Genomic DNA, 15,127 nt, shown 5'->3' with positions numbered 1-15,127 from the left:
CACCGCGCTTATCGTGGATAATTTAAAATGGATTCCAAGTTGCAGTTGGTGTGAGTTTTAAATAACCAATATTGATACCAAGTCTTGCACCGACACCTGTGCGAATGGGGACTAAAAGAACATTTTGGCGTTTAAGTACGTGAAAACCAACACCTGCTACAAAATAGGCTGATCCAGAAATACCACCGTAACGACCCCAGAGATTATTGATATAATCAAGATCGTAAACCAAAATCATTAAACGCGATCCTTGTCCACCAAAATCCCATCCAACAGATGGTCCTTGCCAGAAGACTTTGTAATCGCCTGCATTTTTTGTATAAAGTTGGCCTTCCCCATAAGTTAAGCCGCCAATAAATGCGCCTGAACCTTCTTCACCCAGAATATAACCGTTAGGTAGTCCATATTTTGAAAAAATATTTTCAACAGCTGTTGCGATGCCGCCAGCCGCATCACCAAAAAAACGATGGCCTGAATCAACAATTTCTTGTGAGGAATAGCGTGAATCTTGATGTTGCTGCACCATTTGCGCATGACTTTGACCTGTTTGAACAAACAGAAATGTCAAAATAATCAATGAAAGATGAAGCTTTTTGCAGAGTTGAGAACGTAACATGGGTTTCCCCTTATTTAAAATAGTCAATAAAAAACTTATTCAATCATAAGCTTTGATTCTTAGCGATAATATTCGCTAAAGTTATTTAAATCCTTAAAGTTTAAAAATTATTCAAGCAAATGAAACTTCTTTCATATTTGTGCATGGAATCTTAAGAAGTTACCTGCCAGATAGAAGGATAAAAACTATGGAGTTATAAAATAATGACGCTTGCACTTTCTTTAAGCCCTGCTGATTTGGCGGCATTGTTATGCAGCCGTATTTGCCACGATTTGGTTTCACCTGTTGGGGCCATCAATAATGGGATGGAACTTTACGATGAAGGTGGAGCGGAAGAAGCTGCTCTTGATTTGATTCGATTATCGGCTGCCAATGCATCTGCACGTTTGCAATTTGCCCGTATCGCATTTGGTGCTGCAGGTTCTGCAGGAAGCGAAATAGATACAGGCGATGCAGAACAGGTTGCCAAAGATTATATGAAAAATGAAAAAGCACATTTAGATTGGCATGCACCAAGGCTTCTTATGCCTAAAAATGAAATTAAATTTTTACTCAATCTTTTGCTCATTGCCAATGCAACGATTCCAAGAGGTGGAAATCTCTCTGTCTCTATTGAAAATAAAAAAATTAATGAGATAGAAAGTGGTCGCCTTTTTGTCATAAAAGTAGAGGGAAAAGTTTTACGTATTCCATCTAAATTTTTAGAACTTTATGAAGGCAAAATCCCTGATGAACCAATTGATGCTCATGCCATTCAACCCTATTTTACATTACTTATGGCTGAACTGAGCAAAATGTCACTTTCAATCGATAGTCAATCTGATTATATTGTATTTACAGCCCAATCGTAAAAAAAATCTGGATTTTTGATTGTTAATTTTAAGTGTTTAGACGTTGATTGAGAGTCGGCGAATTTAAAAATTTTACCTTTTGTGTAGCTGAGCTTTAATGACAGTGTGTACGACTTTAAAAGATATAAATTTTTCCATAAATTATTGATGTTTTAATAAAACACTATCCATTCAAATACAGCATTCTATAAATAATCAATATTTCCTTAATGATCATCTATAAAGAAAAAGCTCAGCATTAAAAATACTGAGCTTTAAATTGATCTATAATTATCAATTAAACTTATGCAGATTCACGCAATGTTTGTGTTATCGGATCGCGTAAAACGTAACCACGGCCCCAAACAGTTTCAATATAGTTGATGCCCCCTGATATAGCATCAAGCTTTTTGCGTAATTTACAGATGAACACATCTATAATTTTTAATTCAGGTTCATCCATGCCGCCATAAAGATGGTTCAAAAACATTTCTTTCGTTAATGTTGTGCCTTTTCGAAGTGATAATAATTCAAGCATTTGATATTCTTTACCTGTTAAATGAACAGGCAATCCTGCAATTTCAACAGTTTTTGCATCGAGATTAACAAGCAAATCACCTGTTGTTATCACCGATTGTGCATGACCTTTTGATCGACGGATAATAGCGTGAATACGCGCAATAAGTTCGTCTTTATGGAAAGGTTTTGTCATATAATCGTCAGCACCAAATCCAAGCCCGCGTACTTTGTCTTCAATACCACCCATTCCAGAAAGAATAAGAATTGGCGTTTTAATTTTTGCTAAACGCAAGGTGCGTAAAACTTCATAGCCAGACATATCAGGTAAATTAAGATCTAGTAAAATAATATCATAATCATAAAGCTTACCGAGGTCGACACCTTCTTCGCCCAGGTCGGTTGTATAAACGTTAAAACTTTCAGTCTTCAACATCAGCTCAATGCTTGTTGCTGTTGCACGATCGTCTTCAATCAATAATATACGCATTCGAATATCCCCTTTCTGTCAGCCGAATCAGACTTGACAATGGTCCATTTAAACAACCGTCATATCGGCTGCTAGGTTGATTTAAAAACACCACAAAATCAGCGCTTTATAAGCTAGCGAAGATTTATGATATGGCAGCACGCAGAACTATTGTTGCCTGTTTTTATATTTTGCAGGAAAATGGTTAACAAATTATGATTCTTCTTGGCAAGCTATTAATAAAATTTTATGAAGAAATATGCGTATAGTATTGATTCAAGCAGATAAATAGTTAATTTTTATGCTTAATAATTTCTTTAAGAAACCATCGTAACTGACTCTTCTGACTCGTGAAATTTATAATCGAAATGCTGTTTTGTTTACCGAGCTTTAAGTCTCTTAATCTATAGTGTGTGAAGACCGTAAATAAAGTGTTACCAAAGTCATATCAAAAATTTTTTTTTTCGATCGTGTTTCTTTGGAATAAAAATGAAGATGACCTCATCTTAGATAAAGTTTTAACTTTTGGTCTTTATAAATAATGTGATGGCGTGACTGATAGAGTTGCGGAGTAGGGAGTAATGCGTATGAAGCCGCGTGAAAGTGTTGTTCGATTAAAAATGTTTCAAGTGCGTGAAAAGCGCCGTCAAATTTCTCAACTTGATGTGATGATGACCGAGTTTGAGCGTATGGCAAATGAACTTGAAACACAAATTCTAAATGAAGAACGCAAATCAGGATATACAGATGTTCATCATTTTGCTTACCCTACTTTTGCACGCGCGGCTCGTTTAAGACGAGAAAATTTAATAAATTCATTACAAGATCTTCAAATACAAAAAACAAATGCTGAAGTGGCTTTGCATGATGCACAAGAAGAATTGAAACGTGCTCAGGCACTTGAAGAGCGTGATGGAAAAATTTTGGCTGACGATGAAATTGTATTTGTTCAACGTCGTTCAATGATTGGCTAAATAATAAGCGCAATTTTTAATTTTGCCCATGAGGCTCACGACCACTTCATTTTATCAATATGGTATGAATTTTTTTACAACGAAGAATGAAGCCGCAGGGGATATGGATATTTTCAAGGCAGCTTGACAAAGTTACCGATAAAATTTCCCATATCCAAAGGATACAAAAACCGCTTCAATTTTTTTTGTCAAAAAGCTAAAAAGAAAATATATCGTTCTCTTTATACTGTCTTCTTTGTCTTTTTAGCTATTTATTGTTCCATTTCATTCAAATGAAGTGGGCATGAGCTTCATTTGGCAAAAAATATTGTAAGAGAGTCATTTGAGTTTATTAACTCTATATATCCTGATCGAAAACGTCTGAAATTATAGATTTATAGCTTTAAACGTCGTGTGCAATGTGTTCCACTTATCGTGGATAAGTGATAAGTGTTTTTATGCCGTCTTTTAATGATGTCAGTGTGTTGTTTATCACTTCGTAAATATAAAATGATTCATGCATATTTATAAAAAATGGTCGGAAATCCGACCATTTTTTATTATTAAATTAAATTGTATTGAAAGAGAAATCTTAAAATATACGGATAAAATTTTGATATCTGAATGTTTCCATTCCATTTTATCTATGCGGTTTCATTGTTAAAAGTTACAGTGAGCATTTGTTGTTTTAAAATTTCTGTTCCAATTAATGACGATATTGTTGGATACGTGTTGTGCGTAAACCTGCAAGCCCATGTTCATCAATTGAACATTGCCATGATAAAAACTCTTCAACCGTTAATGCATAACGTTGACAAGCTTCATCAAGGCTTAACAAGCCACCTCTTACAGCAGCAACAACTTCCGCCTTGCGGCGGATTACCCAGCGCCTTGTGGTGGTCGGCGGAAGATCAGTGATCGTCAGCGGACTGCCATCAGGGCCAATAACATATTTTACTCGTGGTCTTACCAAATCGGTCATTGTACTCTCTACTCTTTTTCAAGGACCCAATGTGACCATATCCGCTGAGCTTTAAAAAAGACCTAAAAAGCTGGAAAGGAAAATTTAACTCTTTTTTTTTCAATGATTATTTAAAATATAAAATAATATAATTAATACAATGAGATATGATTTTTTTTGGTATTTTTTTTAAGTTGAATAAAAAAGACTACTTTATTTTTTTTGTATTTTTTTTTAAATTATCTCCTCAGTCTATTATTTTTTTGGTTTTAAGACGCTTATATAAACCTTCAATCGATTTACAAATCGGGTTGCGTTAAGTCTATAAAACATCGATATATAACTTGATGATGAAGTTTTCATAACGATACTATTCAATTAAAAGGTAAATACATGTCTCTCAACAGTTTAGATCTTCCCAATGCGCCTGAAGATACGCGTGTGGTTGTTGCCATGTCTGGAGGGGTTGATTCGTCAGTCGTTGCAGGGCTTTTAAAAAACGAAGGATACAATGTTGTTGGTGTAACCTTGCAGCTTTATGACCATGGGCAAGCCGCTCATCGTGTTGGTTCATGTTGTGCTGGACAAGATATTGAAGATGCGAGACGTGTTTGTGAAACTTTAGACATACCTCATTATGTTTTGGATTATGAAAAGCGTTTTCGTGAAGCTGTTATCAATCCATTTGCTGAAAGTTATGTTCATGGGGAAACACCAATTCCTTGTGTGGCATGCAACCAGACTGTAAAATTTGCTGATTTATTGGCAACTGCGAAAGAATTAGGTGCAGATGCTTTAGCAACGGGTCATTATATTCGTTCGCGTGCCAATGGAGCTCATCGTGCTATGTACCGTCCAATTGATGCCGAAAGAGATCAAAGTTATTTTCTTTTTGCGACAACACAAGAGCAGATTGATTATTTACGTTTTCCGCTTGGATCAATGCCAAAACCTCGGGTGCGCGAAATTGCTGCTGAAATGGGTCTTGTTGTGGCCGATAAACATGACAGTCAAGATATTTGTTTTGTACCGCAAGGAAAATATTCTGATGTGATTGCGAAGCTTCGTCCAGAAGCTGCAAATCCCGGTGTTATTGTTCACATTGATGGTCGTATCTTAGGTGATCATAGTGGTATCGTGAATTATACTATTGGTCAAAGACGTGGTATCGGCATCGCCACTGGTGAAGCACTTTATGTTATCCATCTTGATGCTGAAAATGCGCGTGTGATTGTTGGACCGAAAGAAGCATTAGAAACCTATAAATTAATTTTGCGTGATGCGAATTGGCTGGGTGATGACATCTTGGGTAACTTCCCTCAGGAAGGGATAAAAGTTGCTGCGAAAATCCGCTCAACACGACCACCGCGCCCAGCTCTTTTGCGGTATGAAAATGAAACATTTTCAGTAGAACTTATAAAAGGTGAAAGTGGTGTGGCCCCTGGTCAGGCTTGCGTTTTCTATGATCATGAAGATGATGACGCACGCGTTCTAGGCGGTGGTTTTATTGCCCGTTCTGAACGTTCGGTTGAAGCTGAAACACAATTAAAACAATTGATGCAAAAACTTAAAACTGAAACTGCGGCTTAAGTGCTAAAAGTAAATATTGTTTTGATATTTAATTTTGCTTCATTATTTATGAGATGCAATCAGGATAGCGCACAAAATAATCATTTTTTTTTAAAGTGCGTATAAATACGCTTTTAAAATCTTGTTTTGATTTTGCGATGATATGTATTTTATCGCTCAGCTTTAAGATTAAAGAAATGAGAAAGTGCTATACCAGTTGCTGTGGCAACATTGAGGCTATCAAAATCTTTGACCATTAAGATCGAAAGTGTATTGACTTTTGCGAGCAGAGATTGTGGAAGTCCATCGCCTTCTGTTCCCAAAATTAATGCTTTATTTTGAATTGAATTGATACTGTTTAAAGACGTTGAAGCGGAAGGAGACAGTGCGTAAATTTCGAAATTGAGGCGTTTGAGTTCTGAAACGATTGTTTCGATATCTTCACCCTGTGTATATGGAACTTTAAGGGCTGCACCAACAGAGACACGTATGGCTTTACGATAAAGTGGGTCACAACTTGTTTTATCAATGATAATACCATTGGCCCCAAAGGCAGCTGCATTGCGAAAAATAGCACCCATATTATCGTGATTTGATATTCCACATAAGACAATAAGAAGAGCATTTTGTGTCACTTTCTGCAAAAAATCGGAAAGATTGGTTGCTAGAATTTTCTCTCCTAAGCCAAGAATACCACGATGGACATGAAAACCTGCGACATGATCCATGACATTTTGTGGTACAAAATAAATAGGGCATTTGGGTTTATAGTGCTCAAGGAGCGGTTTTAATGTTTTAAGTTTTGATTCAACAATCAACATGGATTGAAGCGCAAATCGTTGTGATTCCATTAAGACGTTTAAAACAACCTTACCTTCAGCAATGAATTGATTTTGGCGACCGATAAGATCTTTTTCTTTTATACTGCGATAAGGAGCTAAACGCAGATCATGCACGTCATTTATTGCCACAAGATTGAGGGACATTAGATCTCATCCATTATCGTTTTTGATGTTCTGCTAAATGATGAATGATATCACTTTGATGCACAACCCCAATCACGCGTCCATTTTCCCCAATGCCAATGGAGGCATCCTTTCGATCACAAAAACGAATAAGATCACGCAAACTTGTGTCAGGTTTCGCCATTCCTACAACATGTTCTTTTGCATTTTGTGCATTAAGAGGACGCATAATATGGCGTGCTGTCAAAAAGTTAAGCGGATTGATATGACGAACAAAATTAGCCACATATTCATTTGCAGGTGATGTGACGATCTCTTGAGGAGCTGCACATTGCAATATTCGTCCATCATCCATAATCGCAATACGATTGCCCATTTTAAGCGCTTCATCCAGATCATGACTGACAAAGACAAGTGTTTTGTTCAATCTTTGCTGTAAATTAAGCATTTCGTTTTGAAGGTGATTGCGAATAAGAGGATCAAGCGCTGAAAAAGGTTCGTCCATTAATAATATTGGCGCACCTGTAGCAAAGGCGCGTGCTAATCCCACACGCTGCTGCATGCCACCGGAAAGTTCGCCAACAGGGCGGTATGCCCAGTCTCCAAGGCCAACAATATCTATTTGATCTTCTACCACTTTTTGGTGATCTCTTTTGGGCAAACCTGATATTTCTAAGCCAAAAGCAATATTATCGAAAACACTACGCCATGGCAATAAAGCAAATTGTTGAAAAACCATAGAGACAAGGCGTGTTCTTAAAAATCGTAACGCGTCAGGGGTGGCGTTTGTTACATCAATGTCATGACCGTTTTCTCCAATGACAATTTGACCCTGAATAGTTTTGATGAGACGATTAATTGTGCGCAATAAAGTTGACTTTCCAGAACCTGACAACCCCATAAGAACAAGTGTTTCACCCTCATCGACCGTTAAATTGCATTGATGAATACCCAAAACAGTATCGGTGCGTTCTTTAATGTCAGCTCTTGATGCCCCTTCATTGGCTAAAAGAATAGCCTCTTTTTGTCTTTTACCAAAAAATACACTTATATCATCAAGTACGATATGTGCCATCTAATGCGCCTTTCCTGGTCTAAATAAGCGATCAAGAACGATTGCGACAACAACAATCACACAGCCCGCCTCAAAACCCATTGCTGCATCATGTTGTTGCAAAGCACGGTAAACTTTGACACCTAGCCCATTGCCTCCAACAGTTGCTGCAATGACAACCATAGAAAGCGACAACATGATTGTTTGAGTCATGCCTGCACGAATTTGCGGCATAGCGTGCGGAAATTCGATTTTCCATAAGATTTGACGTCGATTGGCACCAAATGCTTTTCCTGCTTCAATCAATGAATATGGCGTTGAGGCAATACCTTGTTGTGAAAGGCGGATGGGGGCAGGAAGAACGAAAACGACTGTCGCAATTAAACCCGGAACCATACCGATACGGAAAAATATAATCGCAGGTATGAGATAAACAAATATGGGCAAAGTTTGCATGAGATCGAGTATAGGTTGTATGAAACGGTAAAGACGAGGGTGATGTGCACTCATGACACCGATGGGAACACCTATACCCATACATAAGATACACGACCAAAGAAGCAGCGTAAGCGTTTCCATCGTATCAATCCAATAGCCTTGATTGATAACAAATAAAAAACCAAGACTTGTTAATAAGACTATACGCCAATTGCGTTGTATGATCCATGCCAAAAGACATAAAATGGCGATAAGAATAAGTGGATTTGGCCATAAAAGTAAGGTGAGGGTTATTTTTAAAACTTCATCTAAACCAAGCCTGATTGTATCAAAAAAAATGCTTGCGTGATCAATAAGCCATTCAACTGCATGATCTGCCCATTTGCCAACAGGAATTTTATAAGCTTGATTGTTTTGATTTTGTTTTGCTGAGAGTGTTGTTGTGACGGCATCTAAAGCATTATTGCCATCAAAAGTTGTGACATTTTCTAGCCATGGAATGATCGCATCGGGATTTTTTTGTAGCCATTTTTGTGCCGCATAAGAAGGATCTTCGCCCTTATCAAGAATATCCCCCATTATTTCATTTTCAGCGTTAAGCGTAAAAATAAGATTAGACAAAAATTGTCCAACATTTGGACAGTCTTGACGATAGGATTTGCGTGTATTGGTGCCAACTTTTGCTCCGCCAAAATTAGGTCCAAAATATTGATCGCCACCGCTTAAATATGCCATCTCAAGACGGACATTCATAGGATGAGGTTCCCAGCCTAAAAAGACAATGGGTTTTTGCTCACGAATATGGGCTTTAACTTCTGAAAGCATAGCCTGTTCTGAAGTTTCTACAATATGGAAATCTTTCAACCCATAAGCACCATCTTCTAGCATTGAAAGTATCGTACGATTGCCATCATTTCCTGGTTCAATACCGTAAATTTTATAATCAAGTGCAGGACCAAAGCGGGCAATATCATCAAAGCTTTTTAAGCCCTGATCATAAATAAAACGAGGAACAGCAAGGGTATATTTTGCCCCTGTTAAATTATAACGCAAAGTTTCAACACTGCCTTTTTCAAGATAAGGTTTTAGATTAGGTGTCATGGAAGGGTTCCAATACCCTAAAAAGACATCAATATCTCCTGAGGCTAAAGACGCATAGGTTACAGGCACAGATAAAATACGTGTTTCTGTTTTATAGCCAAGCGCATTAAGAAGTGTTGTTGCAACACCCGTGGTTGCAGAAATATCTGTCCAACCTGTATCGGCGAAACGCACAATTTGGCAAGAATCTTGTTCTTTTGCATTTGCTTGCGCACAGCTAACACACAAAGCAAGAAGAAAAAAGGACATCATATTTTTTAAATAAGACAAGATCGTTAAGCGTCTTTCGGATAAGAATATAAAAATTATCTTAGGAATTAGACTATTTTGGTAAAAAATGGAATAACACTTGATAAAATTGAAGACTTATAGGATAGGCAATGCAACTTCCAGCAGATTTAAAAAAGGCGATTGATGAGCTTTTACGAAATATATCACTTGCCAAGTTGGAAGAAGAAAGTTTACGGTTAAGTCATCGCTATCGCTCAGAATTATTAGATGGCACCGCTCATCTTAATTCTGCCCAAGCAGCACTTGCTTATGTCGCGGCTCGTTTCCCTGCAACTTACGGCGCCGTCTTTTCAGTATTTAATCATGTTATCCATGCATTGCCAGATTTTTCACCACTCACTCAACTTGATGTTGGATCTGGTCCAGCAACAGCAGTTCTTGCCGCAAAAGCACTGTTTCCATCGATAAATTATGCAGAAATGACAGATTATAGCGAGCCAATACAAAAAATTGCTCAATGTCTTATTAACCAGAGTTTTGATTATAAAACGCAATGGCATCTTACCTCTATACAGAAAATTAAAAATGAAGACCTCAATAATGCCGATCTTGTGACACTTGCCTATGTACTTGATGAACTGAAAGAAAGTGAACAAGATCAGCTCATAGAACTGCTTTGGCAAAAAACTGAACACATATTGATTATTGTAGAGCCTGGTACACCAAATGGATGGAGGCGGCTTATGCGGCAAAGGCAACGTTTGATCACATGGGGTGGTTTTGTGGTTGCACCCTGTCCACATCAAAATCCGTGTGCATTAGCTAAACCTGACTGGTGTCATTTCTCAGTTCGTATTGAGCGTTCACGAATTCATCGTCAAACCAAAAAAGCTGATGTGCCTTATGAGGATGAAAAATATCATTATATCGCCGTTTCTAAATTCCCCATTGATCACAACCATCAACGTGTTCTTCGTCGTCCACTCCGCTCAGGAAGACGTGTAGATCTTAAGCTTTGCTTGCCAAATGGTGATGTAAAACATGAGATTGTGAGCAAAAAGGAGACATCCCGCTATCATCAAGCACGCAGATGTGAATGGGGTGATGAAATAAAATAAACCTTAGGTTGTAAAAGTAATTGACTATTACAATTTTTTGTATATGCTTGTTTTTACCTGATGCATCTGATCTTCACTATGCGTCGGTTACAGGCAATTAGGTCCCCCGCTATTTCCTAGGCCTGTATAAACCTTCATTATGGAGGAATGAAAAGTCCGAGTCCCCAATGCTCGGACTTTTCTTTTGTGTGGTTTCTCTCCATTACACTTAAAAAGTGTGATCGATAGTGTTTCGAGACTATTTTAATATTGCACTGGTCGATGTGAAGGAGTAAGAGACTATTATGGAAAATATTTGCACATTGAAAATCTGGTGGTGGTGTCGTTCATAGCGGCCAGACATAGTTTTATGTGTGATATAATTTGCAAGGGCCGCAAGGGAAAACCAGGCGGCCTTTTTCTATTGCTCCGAACTGGTTTCTAAGAAAGCCAAAAGAGCGAAGGATAAAGACTATGAATGAATATGATCGATTAGACTATAAAACACGAGGTGCTATTACGATTTCGCGTCAACGAGAGGCTATTGCTTATGAAGGAGCAATCGATCATCTTGTTGATGCATTGGATAGCCGTCGTGGTGCGATATTTTCATCAAATTATGAATATCCTGGTCGTTATACTCGTTGGGACTCAGGGATTGTTGACCCGCCAATTGTGATAACAACAAAGCAAAATCATATTAAAATTGAAGCTTTAAATCAGCGGGGTGAAATTTTATTGCATGTAATTGCACCTGTCGTTGAAGGTTTAAACAACATAACACTTTTAGAAATTACAAAAAGAACGATTCTTGCAGATGTTGAAAAAACATCTGATCAATTTATTGAAGAAGACCGTTCGCATAAGTCATCTGTTTTTAGTGTTTTGCGCGCGATTGTTGATTTGTTTTTTTCTAAAGAAGATAAAAGCCTCGGACTTTACGGTGCTTTTGGTTATGATTTGGCTTTTCAATTTGAGCCTATTGAATATAAAATAAAACGCCCAGAAGATCATCGCGATCTTGTTCTTTATTTGCCAGATTCTGTTTTGATTGTCGATCATTATTCAGCGCGCGCATGGGTTGATCATTATGACTTTTCGTTTGATGGAAAAACAACAAAGGATTTGCCGCGTAAAACCCAAGACGAACCCTTTCAACCATCAACAACTTTACCTCCAAAAGGCGATCATACTCCCGGGGAATATGCACAACTGGTAAGGGCTGCAAAGGAAAGTTTTAAAAAAGGGGATTTGTTTGAAGTTGTACCGGGACAGACGTTTTTCGAGCCTTGCCAATCTACTCCATCTGCTATCAGTAAACGTCTTAAACAAACCAATCCTTCTCCTTATTCATTCTTCATAAACTTAGGCGAACAAGAATATTTGGTTGGTGCATCACCTGAAATGTTTGTCAGAGTTTCTGGAAGGCGCGTTGAAACATGCCCAATTTCAGGCACTATAAAACGCGGTCAAGATGCCATTTCTGATTCGGAACAAATTTTAAAACTTCTCAATTCTAAAAAAGACGAATCAGAACTCACCATGTGCTCTGATGTCGATAGAAACGACAAAAGTCGTGTATGTGAGGCAGGATCTGTGCGTGTCATCGGGCGGCGTCAAATTGAAATTTATTCGCGCCTTATCCATACTGTCGATCATATAGAAGGACGTTTGCGTGATGGTATGGATGCCTTTGATGCTTTTTTATCGCATACATGGGCGGTAACAGTGACAGGCGCGCCAAAAATTTGGGCCATGCGATTTATTGAAAATCATGAAAAAAGTGCGCGTGCTTGGTATGGCGGTGCTATTGGAATGATGCATTTCAATGGCGACATGAATACCGGGCTGACCTTACGCACAGTGCGAATCAAAGATGGAATCGCCTCTGTACGCGCAGGCGCAACATTGCTTTATGATTCTGATCCTGAAGCAGAAGAGGCAGAAACTGAATTAAAAGCGTCTGCAATGATTGCAGCTATTCGTGATAGTATCAATAACAATGAAAAAACGCCCAATATTATCAATCAAAAATTAGGGCAGGGACGCACTCTTTTATTGATTGATCATGAGGATTCATTTGTTCATACATTAGCCAATTATTTTCGCCAAACAGGTGCAAAGGTCGTTACTGTTCGAACACCTGTTGAAGAAGCGCTCTTGGATCGTTTGTCACCAGATCTCGTTGTTTTATCGCCTGGTCCTGGTGCGCCTAAAGATTTTAATATGGAGAAAACAATCCAGCATATCAGACAACGCAGCATTCCTATTTTTGGTGTTTGTCTTGGTTTACAAGGTTTGGTTGAAGCCTTTGGTGGTCAATTGGATCAATTGGATGTTCCAATGCATGGAAAACCATCACGCATTCATATTTATGTGCCAGGCAGTGTTTTTGATGGGTTGCCCAATGAAATTACAGTAGGGCGTTACCACTCTATTTTTGCCGACCCTTCGACGCTTCCAGATGTTTTTACAATCACTGCACGCACTCATGACAATGTCATTATGGGAATTGAACATAAAGAAGAGCCGATTGCTGCTGTTCAATTTCATCCTGAATCAATTATGAGTTTGGGAGAAGATGCAGGAATGCGTATGATAAATAATGTTGTGTCCAAACTTTTGAACAAGGTATCAGCATAATGGATAGGAAGTCATGGGTCAAACGTTTAGCAATTTTAACAATTCCAGTTTCGATTATTGTCTTTGCTCTTAAGTATCTTGCTTATCATGTAACAGGTTCTGTCGCTCTTTATTCGGATGCGCTTGAATCAATTGTTAATGTCATTGCAGCGTTTGCCGCGTGGTGGGCAATCAACATCAGTATGAAACCCGCCGATCAAGATCATCCTTTTGGTCATCATAAGGCAGAATATTTTTCTGCAGTCATTGAAGGGGCATTGATTATAGTTGCTGCACTTTTGATTCTTAATGAATCATGGTCTGCATTATCGACTGCGCATTTGCCAGAAAAACCGGGTCTTGGATTGGGCATTAATCTTTTTGCCAGTATTGTAAATGGTCTATGGGCATTACTACTCATTCATCAGTCAAAACTCTATCGTTCCCCAGCACTTAAAGCTGACGGCGTTCATTTAATGACAGATGTCTTCACTTCTTTTGGTGTTTTTATTGGTTTGATTGCTGCATTGATTACTGGATGGGCTATTTTAGATCCTATTTTGGCAATTATTGTCGCCGTTAATATTTTATGGCAAGGATGGAAAGTGATCAACAGTTCTGTTCAAGGTTTAATGGATGTTGGTGTTGAGATTGAAGAAACAATGCGCATTAGAGATATTATATCTTCTCATGCTGATGGCGCGATTGAAGCCCATGATCTTAGAACGCGGGTAGCAGGAAGGGCAACTTTTATAGAATTTCATTTGGTTGTACCTGCGGTAATGAGCGTTGGTGAAGCGCATGAAATTTGTGATCGTATTGAAGATGCTATCAAAGAAGAAATTGATAGTGCGCGCATTGTTATTCATGTGGAGCCTGAAAAGGAAGCAAAATTACCTTTAGGAACAAAAGCTGTTCCTTTTGCTTAAGAAATCATGACAAAAATTAGGAATGTAGAAAATAAAACCTTATCATATGGATGGCGTCAATTAACGGCAACATCATATGAACAAAAATTTGCTGATGGCCATTGGCGTAAACAAACACGTGAAGTTTATCATTGTCAGAAAGCCGTTGTTGTTCTTCCTTTTAATCTAAAAACAAAGACTGTCGTTTTTGTCAGACAGTTTCGTATCCCTGCCTATCTGGAACAGGGATTAACCTCACTTTTAGAAGCATGTGCAGGAATGGTTGATGAGAAAGAAACAGAAGAACAGGCAGTAATGCGTGAGGCAAAAGAAGAACTTGGATTTCAATTACATAATCTTGATCGCGTGTTTGAAGGATTTGTGACACCGGGATATGCTACAGAGCGTTTTATTCTTTATCTTGCGCATTATGAACAGGAAGATAAAACAGGTTTTGGTGGTCTTTTGGAAGAGGGGGAGGAGATCGAGTGTATTGAAATGCCAATAGAAAAAGCTTTCATGCTTTTAGACAATTGTCAGATCAATGATATGAAAACAGCTTTATTATTAACTATTCTGCGGCAAAAATATTTCTTATAAGATTAATTTTTTTCATTCTAAAACGTTAAAAAAAGGGGCTGCTGTGAATGAGAAATAAAATTATTTGCAAGATAAGAGATCTTGTGCAATATTTCATGTATGGATAAACTTGAAACACAAAGCTTACTAATAGGGCGTAATAAAAATTGCGTTTACGTTTTTGTGTGCTTTTTCAATACGCTTCTTCTAGACCTTAT

Annotated in this window: 13 protein-coding genes and 1 pseudogene; 7 read left to right on the top strand and 7 right to left on the bottom strand. The window is 38.1% G+C overall.

What is annotated here, in order from left to right; translation table 11 throughout:
* Nucleotides 1–22: 22 nt before the first annotated feature.
* Nucleotides 23–616 (bottom strand): DUF1134 domain-containing protein, encoded by a 594-nt coding sequence (locus ME5_RS09025; protein ID WP_008040418.1) that lies wholly within the window; start codon nt 614–616, stop codon nt 23–25.
* A 203-nt stretch (nt 617–819) separates the two neighbouring features.
* Between ME5_RS09025 and chpT the strand changes: the two genes are divergently transcribed.
* Nucleotides 820–1,467 carry a histidine phosphotransferase ChpT gene (gene chpT / locus ME5_RS09020; RefSeq protein WP_008040416.1) on the top strand — a complete coding sequence of 216 codons (648 nt, stop codon included), beginning with the start codon at nt 820–822 and terminating at the stop codon, nt 1,465–1,467.
* Between the two features lie 283 nt (nt 1,468–1,750).
* Here chpT and ctrA read toward each other — a convergent pair whose 3' ends face one another.
* Nucleotides 1,751–2,452, bottom strand: a complete 702-nt coding sequence (gene ctrA, locus ME5_RS09015) for a response regulator transcription factor CtrA (RefSeq protein WP_008040410.1) — start codon at nt 2,450–2,452, stop codon at nt 1,751–1,753.
* Nucleotides 2,453–3,018: 566 nt separating this feature from the next.
* Between ctrA and ME5_RS09010 the strand changes: the two genes are divergently transcribed.
* Nucleotides 3,019–3,405, top strand: a complete 387-nt coding sequence (locus ME5_RS09010; RefSeq protein ID WP_035000090.1) for a flagellar export protein FliJ — start codon at nt 3,019–3,021, stop codon at nt 3,403–3,405.
* Nucleotides 3,406–4,090: 685 nt separating this feature from the next.
* Here ME5_RS09010 and sciP read toward each other — a convergent pair.
* A complete protein-coding gene (gene sciP / locus ME5_RS09005) occupies nt 4,091–4,366 on the bottom strand; it encodes a CtrA inhibitor SciP (RefSeq protein WP_008040406.1) in 276 nt (91 codons plus the stop codon).
* Nucleotides 4,367–4,738: 372 nt separating this feature from the next.
* On the opposite strand from sciP, the gene mnmA reads away from it, so the two are divergent.
* A complete protein-coding gene (mnmA, locus tag ME5_RS09000) occupies nt 4,739–5,935 on the top strand; it encodes a tRNA 2-thiouridine(34) synthase MnmA (protein ID WP_008040405.1) in 1,197 nt (398 codons plus the stop codon).
* A 149-nt stretch (nt 5,936–6,084) separates the two neighbouring features.
* Here the strand turns inward: mnmA and ME5_RS08995 are convergent, their stop codons facing one another.
* From ME5_RS08995 to ME5_RS10800, 4 genes and pseudogenes are all read right to left on the bottom strand, one after another.
* A complete protein-coding gene (locus ME5_RS08995; protein ID WP_008040403.1) occupies nt 6,085–6,900 on the bottom strand; it encodes a TrmH family RNA methyltransferase in 816 nt (271 codons plus the stop codon).
* 13 nt (nt 6,901–6,913) lie between these two features.
* Nucleotides 6,914–7,954: a quaternary amine ABC transporter ATP-binding protein gene (locus ME5_RS08990; RefSeq protein WP_008040400.1), complete on the bottom strand. Its 1,041-nt coding sequence runs from the start codon at nt 7,952–7,954 to the stop codon at nt 6,914–6,916.
* Complete coding sequence (gene choW / locus ME5_RS10805; protein ID WP_245256558.1) at nt 7,955–8,767, bottom strand: choline ABC transporter permease subunit; 813 nt, start codon at nt 8,765–8,767, stop codon at nt 7,955–7,957.
* A gap of 36 nt (nt 8,768–8,803) precedes the next feature.
* Nucleotides 8,804–9,724: pseudogene (locus tag ME5_RS10800) on the bottom strand (choline ABC transporter substrate-binding protein); the annotation flags it as partial.
* A 128-nt stretch (nt 9,725–9,852) separates the two neighbouring features.
* On the opposite strand from ME5_RS10800, the gene ME5_RS08980 reads away from it, so the two are divergent.
* From ME5_RS08980 to ME5_RS08965, 4 genes are all read left to right on the top strand, one after another.
* Nucleotides 9,853–10,821: a small ribosomal subunit Rsm22 family protein gene (locus ME5_RS08980; protein WP_008040397.1), complete on the top strand. Its 969-nt coding sequence runs from the start codon at nt 9,853–9,855 to the stop codon at nt 10,819–10,821.
* 453 nt (nt 10,822–11,274) lie between these two features.
* Nucleotides 11,275–13,443 (top strand): anthranilate synthase component I, encoded by a 2,169-nt coding sequence (locus tag ME5_RS08975; RefSeq protein ID WP_008040395.1) that lies wholly within the window; start codon nt 11,275–11,277, stop codon nt 13,441–13,443.
* Nucleotides 13,443–14,351, top strand: a complete 909-nt coding sequence (locus ME5_RS08970) for a cation diffusion facilitator family transporter (protein ID WP_008040394.1) — start codon at nt 13,443–13,445, stop codon at nt 14,349–14,351. Before ME5_RS08975 ends, ME5_RS08970 begins: the two co-directional genes overlap by 1 nt.
* Before the next feature lie 6 nt (nt 14,352–14,357).
* Nucleotides 14,358–14,930: an NUDIX domain-containing protein gene (locus ME5_RS08965; protein WP_008040392.1), complete on the top strand. Its 573-nt coding sequence runs from the start codon at nt 14,358–14,360 to the stop codon at nt 14,928–14,930.
* The last annotated feature ends 197 nt before the right edge of the window (nt 14,931–15,127 follow it).

The sequence above is a fragment of the Bartonella tamiae Th239 genome, assembly GCF_000278275.1.
Lineage (GTDB): Bacteria > Pseudomonadota > Alphaproteobacteria > Rhizobiales > Rhizobiaceae > Bartonella > Bartonella tamiae.
This window is presented reverse-complemented; position numbering and strand designations above follow the sequence as displayed.

Coding starts and splice junctions, on each gene's coding strand:
- ME5_RS08965 (WP_008040392.1), top strand. CDS start 14,358: ATGACAAAAATTAGGAATGTAGAAAATAAAACCTTATCATATGGATGG.
- ME5_RS09010 (WP_035000090.1), top strand. CDS start 3,019: ATGAAGCCGCGTGAAAGTGTTGTTCGATTAAAAATGTTTCAAGTGCGT.
- ME5_RS08990 (WP_008040400.1), bottom strand. CDS start 7,954: ATGGCACATATCGTACTTGATGATATAAGTGTATTTTTTGGTAAAAGA.
- ME5_RS08970 (WP_008040394.1), top strand. CDS start 13,443: ATGGATAGGAAGTCATGGGTCAAACGTTTAGCAATTTTAACAATTCCA.
- ME5_RS08980 (WP_008040397.1), top strand. CDS start 9,853: ATGCAACTTCCAGCAGATTTAAAAAAGGCGATTGATGAGCTTTTACGA.
- ME5_RS08975 (WP_008040395.1), top strand. CDS start 11,275: ATGAATGAATATGATCGATTAGACTATAAAACACGAGGTGCTATTACG.
- mnmA (WP_008040405.1), top strand. CDS start 4,739: ATGTCTCTCAACAGTTTAGATCTTCCCAATGCGCCTGAAGATACGCGT.
- sciP (WP_008040406.1), bottom strand. CDS start 4,366: ATGACCGATTTGGTAAGACCACGAGTAAAATATGTTATTGGCCCTGAT.
- ME5_RS08995 (WP_008040403.1), bottom strand. CDS start 6,900: ATGTCCCTCAATCTTGTGGCAATAAATGACGTGCATGATCTGCGTTTA.
- ME5_RS09025 (WP_008040418.1), bottom strand. CDS start 616: ATGTTACGTTCTCAACTCTGCAAAAAGCTTCATCTTTCATTGATTATT.
- chpT (WP_008040416.1), top strand. CDS start 820: ATGACGCTTGCACTTTCTTTAAGCCCTGCTGATTTGGCGGCATTGTTA.
- ctrA (WP_008040410.1), bottom strand. CDS start 2,452: ATGCGTATATTATTGATTGAAGACGATCGTGCAACAGCAACAAGCATT.